The organism is Nocardioides sp. (assembly GCF_036401255.1).
In the GTDB taxonomy this organism is placed as follows: domain Bacteria; phylum Actinomycetota; class Actinomycetes; order Propionibacteriales; family Nocardioidaceae; genus Nocardioides.
The window spans coordinates 1-6,220 of record NZ_DASWVI010000108.1 but is presented as its reverse complement, the minus strand read 5'-3'; the positions used below and the strand labels follow the sequence as shown (position 1 = coordinate 6,220).

At 74.1% G+C, this 6,220-nt stretch carries 7 protein-coding genes; 3 read left to right on the top strand and 4 right to left on the bottom strand.

From position 1 onward, the window contains the following. On the bottom strand, positions 1–727 hold a 727-nt coding region (locus tag VGD85_RS04980; RefSeq protein ID WP_331062340.1), incomplete at its 3' end, for an RNA methyltransferase. A 2-nt stretch (positions 728–729) separates the two neighbouring features. After that, on the bottom strand, positions 730–2,148 hold the full coding sequence (cysS, locus tag VGD85_RS04975) for a cysteine--tRNA ligase (protein ID WP_331062339.1): 1,419 nt from the start codon (positions 2,146–2,148) through the stop codon (positions 730–732). 22 nt (positions 2,149–2,170) lie between these two features. Here cysS and VGD85_RS04970 point away from each other — a divergent pair, with 22 nt between their 5' ends. Beyond that, positions 2,171–3,376: a C39 family peptidase gene (locus VGD85_RS04970; RefSeq protein ID WP_331062338.1), complete on the top strand. Its 1,206-nt coding sequence runs from the start codon at positions 2,171–2,173 to the stop codon at positions 3,374–3,376. Positions 3,377–3,461: 85 nt separating this feature from the next. Here VGD85_RS04970 and VGD85_RS04965 read toward each other — a convergent pair whose 3' ends face one another. Then, positions 3,462–5,015, bottom strand: coding sequence for a molybdopterin-dependent oxidoreductase (locus tag VGD85_RS04965; RefSeq protein ID WP_331062337.1), 1,554 nt, complete (start codon positions 5,013–5,015; stop codon positions 3,462–3,464). A gap of 37 nt (positions 5,016–5,052) precedes the next feature. On the opposite strand from VGD85_RS04965, the gene ispF reads away from it, so the two are divergent. Further along, complete coding sequence (gene ispF, locus VGD85_RS04960) at positions 5,053–5,547, top strand: 2-C-methyl-D-erythritol 2,4-cyclodiphosphate synthase (RefSeq protein WP_414690762.1); 495 nt, start codon at positions 5,053–5,055, stop codon at positions 5,545–5,547. Here the strand turns inward: ispF and nirD are convergent. Beyond that, positions 5,519–5,890, bottom strand: coding sequence for a nitrite reductase small subunit NirD (gene nirD / locus VGD85_RS04955; protein ID WP_414690761.1), 372 nt, complete (start codon positions 5,888–5,890; stop codon positions 5,519–5,521). The two genes, ispF and nirD, sit on opposite strands and share 29 nt — an antisense overlap. 122 nt (positions 5,891–6,012) lie before the next feature. On the opposite strand from nirD, the gene VGD85_RS04950 reads away from it, so the two are divergent. After that, a partial coding sequence (locus VGD85_RS04950) for a 2-C-methyl-D-erythritol 4-phosphate cytidylyltransferase (RefSeq protein ID WP_331062334.1) occupies positions 6,013–6,220 on the top strand: 208 nt, incomplete at its 3' end.

The window sequence follows — 6,220 nt, the reverse complement described above, 5'->3', positions numbered from 1 at the left end:
CGATCACCATGCAGCCCGCCTCCTGATAGCTCTTCAGCTGCCGGGTGAGGTTCACCGCCTGGGCGACCGGGATCCGCGACGCCGCACCCGCCGACGTCTTCCACGCCGACGCGGTCATCCCCGCGGCACGGCGCTCGGGGATCACGACGCCGTGCGCGCCGAAGCCGGACGCGCTGCGCACCACGGCACCCAGGTTGCGCGGGTCGGTGACCGAGTCCAGCGCCACGATCAGCGGCGGCGCACCGCTCTCCGCCGCGGCGTCGAGCAGGTCGTCGGGGTGGGCGTACTCGTACGGCGGGATCCGGGCGGCCAGCCCCTGGTGGACCGCGCCGCCGGTCATCCGGTCCAGCTCGCTGCGGCTGACCTCCTGGATGTTCAGCCGCCGCTCGGCCGCCGTCGCGAACGCCTCGCGCAGCCGGCCGTCCCGCTCGGCTCCCTCGGCGACGTACACGCCGGTCACCGGGACCCCGGCGCGCAGCGCCTCGACGACCGAGTTGCGCCCGGCGACCCACTCGGCGTCGCCGGCGGTCTTGCGCTTGGGGCGCCGCGTCGCGGACTTCTCGGCGCGCTTCGCGGCCTTGTAGGCCTGGTGGTAGGGCCGATCCTTGGCCTTCGGGGTCGGGCCCTTGCCCTCCAGGCCGCGGCGGACCCGGCCGCCGGAGCCGGCGGTGGGGTTGCCCTTGCCGGACTTCTTGATCGCGCCCTTGCGCTGAGAGTTGCCTGCCACGGCTAGTCGATGCTCCACTTCGGTCCGTCGGGGGTGTCTTCGAGCTGGACGCCCACCGCGTGCAGTCGGTCCCGGATCGCATCCGCCGACACGAAGTCTCGGTCGGCACGGGCCTTCTCCCGCTGGGCGAGCAAGTCCGAGACCAGCCCCGCGACCACGGTCTCGAGGCGTTCGGCCGTCCGGCCGCCTCCTGGGGAGCTCCATGCCGGGTCGGCCGGGTCCAGGCCGAGCACGTCGAGCATCGCGACCACCGACGCGGCGTTGCCGCGCAGCGCGGGCGAGTCCCCCGCGGCGAGGAGCTTGTTGCCCTCGCGCACCACCTCGTGGATCGCGGCGACGGCCGCGGGGGTGCCGAGGTCGTCGTTCATCGCGTTGAGGAAGTCGGCGCAGGCGATGCCGCCGCCGCCGATCCCGCCGAGCAGGTCGGCGGCGCGGTCGAGGAAGTTCTCGATCCGGCGGAACCCCGCGGCGGCCTCGTCGAGCGCCTCGAAGCTGAACTCCACGTGGCTGCGGTAGTGCGCCGCGACCAGGTAGTAGCGCAGCTCGATGCCGCGGTACCGCTGCAGGACCGCCGGGATCGTCAGCGAGTTGCCGAGCGACTTGCTCATCTTCTCGCCGGCGGTGGTGATCCAGGCGTTGTGCATCCAGTACGTCGCGAACGGCCGGCCGGCCGCGCGGGACTGGGCCTGCTCGTTCTCGTGGTGCGGGAAGCGCAGGTCGACGCCGCCGCCGTGGATGTCGAACGCGGGGCCGAGGTACTTCCCGGCCATCGCCGAGCACTCGATGTGCCAGCCCGGGCGCCCCGGCCCCCAGGGGCTCGGCCACGCGGCCGTCTCCGGCTCGGAGTCCTTCTTCCATCCCTTCCACAGGGCGAAGTCGCGCGGGTCGTGCTTCCCCCGCGGGTCGGCGTCCTCGGCGGCCGCCATGTCGTCGATGCCCTGCCGGGTGAGCTCGCCGTACTGCGGCCAGGACCGGACGTCGAAGTAGACGTCGCCCGACCCGTCGTCGGCGGCGTAGGCATGGCCCTTGGCGATCAGCTCCTCGATCAGCACGATCATCTCGGGCACGTGGCCGGTGGCGGCCGGCTCGTAGGTCGGCGGCGCCACGTTGAGGTCGTCGTAGGCCTGGTCGAGCTGGCGCTTCATCCGGTAGGCGAGCTCGTACCACTCCAGGCCCTGGTCGGCGGACTTGAGGAGGATCTTGTCGTCGATGTCGGTGACGTTGCGGATGAACGTCACGTCGTAGCCGAGGTGACGCAGCCAGCGCTGCAGGACGTCGAAATTGACCCCGGAGCGGACGTGCCCGACGTGCGGCTCGGACTGCACGGTGAGACCACAGACATACAGGCCCGCCTTCCCCTCCTCGAGGGGGACGAAGTCACGGACTTCGCGGGTCGCGGTGTCGTACAGCCTGAAGGTCACCGGGCAAGTCTAGAGTTCGCGGGTGAGGCGACTGACATCCTCGATCGTGCTGACCCTGGCGCTCGTCCTGCCGTTGCTCGGATCGCCCGCGCAGGCAGCGCCCGCGCGCCGCATCGACTACACCTCGTGGGACACCCCGGCACAGCTGCGCACCGGCGCCCTCGCCGCGGTGCGCCTGCGCTCGGGCGCCCTGGCCCTGACCGCCGGGGCCACGTCCGGCCGCTGGACGTCGCCGTGGACACGGCCCGGGTTCCGCCTGAACCGGCTGATCGCGTCCTGGTCGGCCCGCACCCCCGGGGACAGCCGGGTCCGCATCGAGGTCCGCGGCCGCGCCGGTACGACGCGGTCGAGCTGGGACACGCTGGCGGTGTGGGCCTCGGGCGACCGGTTCGTACGGCGTACGACCGCCTCCGGCCAGGCCGACGACCTGGGCTCGGTCAACGTCGACACCTGGGTGGTGCCCGGCGGCGTGACGGCCTACCGGCTGCGGGTCACGCTGGTGCGGGCCGCCGGGCAGAAGGCGTCGCCCACGGTCGACGAGGTCGGCGCGATGGCCTCGCTGCTGCCCGACACCGCCGACGTCACGACGTCGCGGCCGGGCGTGGCCAGTGTCCCCGGCGGCCTCGTGCTCGACGTGCCGCGCTATTCGCAGATGGCGCACAGCGGCGACTACGCCGAGTACGGCGGGGGCGGTGAGGCGTGGTGCTCCCCGACCTCGACGTCGATGGTGCTCGGCTACTACGACGCGCTGCCGGCGCCCCGGGCGTACTCCTGGGTGGCCGACGGGCACGTCGACCCGTGGGTCGACCACGCCGCCCGGATGACGTACGACTACGACTACGACGGCACCGGCAACTGGCCGTTCAACACCGCGTACGCCGCCGCGCAGACCGGCCGGGCGTTCGTGACCCGGCTGCGCTCGCTGCGGGAGGCCGAGCGGTTCATCGCCGCCGGGATCCCGCTGGTGGCCTCGATCGCGTTCGGCCGCGGCGAGCTCACCGGTGCGCCGATCTCGGCGTCCGACGGTCACCTGCTCGTGATCGTCGGGTTCACCGACTCCGGCGACGTGGTCGTCAACGACCCGGCCGCGGCCACCCGCGCCGGCGTACGTCGCACCTATGACCGCGGGGAGTTCGAGGACGCCTGGATCCCCGCCTCCGGCGGCACCGTCTACGTGATCACCGACGCCGCCCACCCGCTGCCGGCCAACAGCCCGGGGAACTGGTAGCGGAGACGCGCCAGCGGATCCGCTGATGGTGGTCGACCGGCGTGTCGAGACCGAGCCGATGCCGCGGTCGGCTCGCCCAGGCAGCTCAGCCGCTGTCCGGGTCGCGCGCGGTGAGGTCGATCGTGTGCCAGCCGGTGGCGCCGTCGGGCAGCACGTCCTGCTCCACGCCGGTCTGCAGCAGCCCGTCGGCGTCGCGGGCGCGCACGGTCAGCGTGTGGTCGCCGGGAGGCACGTCGACGGTCGCCACCCACTGCACCCACGTGTCGGTGCTCGGCACGCCCGCCAGGTCGGCCGGCTGCCACGGCCCGTCGTCGACGGAGACCTCGACGGCCGCGATGCCGGTGTGCTGTGCCCAGGCCACGCCGGCCACGCGGGCGCCGCCGGCGGCGATCTCGCCGCCGGACTGCGGGACGTCGATGCGCGAGGAGAGCTTCACCGGGCCGAGCTCGGACCAGCCCTTCTTGGTCCAGTAGGCCTCGATGTCGGCGAACCGGGTGACCTCCATGTCCACGACCCACTTGCAGGCCGAGACGTAGCCGTAGAGCCCCGGCACGATCGTGCGCACGGGGAAGCCGTGGTCGATCGGCAGCGGCCGGCCGTTCATCGCGACCGCGAGCATCGCGTCGCGGTCGTCGGTGAGCACCTCGAGCGGCGTGCCGCAGGTCCACCCGTCCTCGGAGGTCTGCAGCACCGCGTCCGCCCCGGGCCGCACGCCTGCCGCCCGGAGCAGGCCGGCGATCCGCACCCCGCTCCACCACGCGTTGCCGATCAGGTCGCCGCCGACCTCGTTCGACACGCAGTTGAGGGTCACCCAGGCCTCGGTGAGCCGCCGGTCGACGAGGTCGCGGTAGGTGAGCACGATCTCCCGGTCGACCATGCCGTGGATGCGCAGCGCCCAGTCGTCCGGCTCGATCGCGGGCACGACGAACGCGGTGTCGATCCGGTAGAACCCGTCGTTCGGCGTCACCCACGGCGTCATGTCCTCGACGTCGACCCGCGCGTCCGGCGGCGGCACCGGCTGCGTCACCCCCGGCAGCCGCAGCAGCCGCCGGGTCGCCTCGACGTGTCGCCGGCTGCGGCCCACGGCCCGCCCGAACACACCGAGCACCACGCCCCCGGCCGCCACGACGCCGACGCGGAGCAGGAACGTACGCCGGGTGTGGTCCGAGTGCGCCGGGTCCGGCACCGGGGCGGTGGCCCGGGCCCGCTCGTGGCGGCGCAGCGGCGCGGTCAGCGCCCAGAGACAGATCAGCCAGGTCGCGAAGCCGGCCGCGACCGGCAGGGCGTCCAGCGTGGTCGCGTCGCACTGCAGCGCCACGGCCAGCCCGCCGAGGGCGGCCAGCACCGCGAACACGATCGTGGCGAGCCACCACGCCCGTCGGGCCAGCCGCCCGGCCCCCGCGAACACCGCCGCGCTGATCAGCATCAGCACCACGATCAGCAGCGTCTTGTCGTGCTGGCCGGTGAGCCGGATCGCGCGCTCGACCACCGGGCCCGGGGTCAACCGCACGACCAGCTCGGCGACCGCGACCAGGGGCGAGTCCCGGATCGTCGTCGCCATCGCGAGGAAGTAGCTCACCGCGAGCCCGGCGAACCCGGTCACCACACCGGCGACCGACCACGCGCGGGGAGTGCTCACCCGGGGATTGTCACCCACGTGCGGCATGATCGGCCCTGTGGAGCACCTCCCCCGGATCGGTGTCGGCACCGACGTGCACCGGCTCGTGGACGGCGTACCCCTGCGCCTCGCGGGGTTGCACTGGCCCGACGAGCCGCAGGGCCTCGAGGGTCACTCGGACGCCGACGTGGCCGCCCACGCCGCCTGCGACGCGCTGCTCTCGGCGGCGGGGTTGGGCGACCTCGGCTCGAACTTCGGTACGGCGGACCCCGCCTGGGCCGGTGCGTCCGGGGCGGCCCTGCTGGCCGAGACCGCCCGGCGGGTGCGGGCGGCGGGGTACACCATCGGCAACGTCGCGATCCAGGTGATCGGCAACCGGCCCCGGCTCGGGGCGCGACGGGCGCAGGCCGAGGCGGCCCTGACCGCGGCCGTGGGAGCGCCGGTGAGCGTGTCGGCGACCACGACCGACGGGCTCGGGCTGACCGGCCGCGGCGAGGGCGTCGCCGCGATCGCCACGGCGCTGGTCACGCGGGGGCGCCTCGGCTGGGCGTGACCGCCCCTTTGCGCCGCCCGACGAGGACCACGCCGTCGACGATCCGCACCGCGTAGGCCGGCACGGACACGTGCGGGTCCTCGAGACACCGCCCGCTGCGCAGGTCGAAGGTGTGCTTGTGGGTGGGCGATCCCACGAACGGCACGTCGCCGCGCCAGCCGACGATGCCGCGCGCGATCACCGACGCCCGGGCGAACGGGTCGTGGTTGCCCAGCGCGAAGACATGCTCGGCGTCGAGGTCGTCGTGGGTGCGGAAGAGCGCGAGCGCCTGCCCGTGCACGAGCGCGGTCGCGCCCCGCTCGACCTCGAGCTCGGCGACCCGGCAGACGGGCTGCCACTCCACGGACCCGGATCCCATGTCGGCCCCTTCCTGTCCGACGAACCTAGGCCGCGGTGTTGTCCGGGGCGTTTCGCCGTGTAACGGCCGTGAAAACGCTGGGCCGCGGCGGCTCCTACACTGCGGACGTGCCCGCCGCCGTCGTGATCCTCGCCGCCGGGTCCGGCACCCGCGTGGGAGCCGGCGCCAACAAGGTGCTGCTGCCGCTGGGCGACCGACCGGTGCTCGCCTGGTCGGTGCGCGACGCGCTCGCGCTCGCGGACGTACGCCGGGTCCTGGTGGTGGTCCGCCCGGGCGAGGGCGACGCCGTCGCCGCCGCGCTCGCGCCGCACCTCG